Origin of the sequence: Pseudomonas psychrophila (assembly GCF_001043005.1) — a bacterium.
GTDB lineage: Bacteria > Pseudomonadota > Gammaproteobacteria > Pseudomonadales > Pseudomonadaceae > Aquipseudomonas > Aquipseudomonas psychrophila.
In genome coordinates, this window is the sequence record NZ_JYKZ01000047.1 from 1 (window position 1) to 757 (window position 757).

1 protein-coding gene and 1 pseudogene are annotated in these 757 nt (G+C 45.6%); both read right to left on the reverse strand.

Annotated elements, in window-relative coordinates; translation table 11 throughout:
• Window positions 1-410 (reverse strand): annotated as a pseudogene (locus TU76_RS25500) (hypothetical protein); the annotation flags it as partial.
• A 3-nt stretch (window positions 411-413) separates the two neighbouring features.
• On the reverse strand, window positions 414-757 hold a 344-nt coding region (locus TU76_RS25025; protein ID WP_169775417.1), incomplete at its 5' end, for a 2OG-Fe(II) oxygenase.

Below are 757 nucleotides of genomic sequence, written 5' to 3' on the forward strand. Positions count from 1 at the left end.
ATTGACAACAAACTCGCAGCCACGCTAGCACCTGCTAAAAAGCCAACGACTAAAGTCCCTCCCCCCGTCAGAACAGCGAATGTAGCAATAATTCCAGCCACATTACCTACAAGACTATAAATATCGCCAGATTTTATCTCACGCCCCTCCTTAAGGTCCATGCCTACTTTTAGAAAAGTAATGGTCCCCGCCACTGTATTGCCCGGCATGCTTATTATTGGCACGTACGGACCTGCCAACTTTGTGATCGACGTAATACTGGCTATAACAGCTCCCGTCTGGTCCGTCTGACTCAACAATACCATCCCTTGATTATTAGTTATAAATTGGTCTGATATTGCCACCGCCCCCGAAGCTACGGTCGCACCCTCATTTATGATACCTACTATTAATTCCGTCTTCCCTGCCATCTCTTACGCCTCAATGATTGTTTTAAACGCCAGGGTCATTCGAACCTGATCACATTTGACTGACGGTGATCGCGCCGCATGTGGTATTCGCCCATCGAATACCACTACACGCCTTGATTTAGGGAGCACCGCCTTTATAATATTTTCTTTTGAGTCATCGTAAAAAACCAGTTCCCCTCCCCAGGAGGTTGGCCAATATTCATTACAAAACACAATGATGGTTAAACCAGGATGCACTTTATTCTCCCGATGAATAATCGTGTCCTGACCGAATGTCTGCCCGTTTGCATACACACCCAATAAGGTGATTTTAAAGCTATGCAATTCTAAAAAACGTGCCCATACCC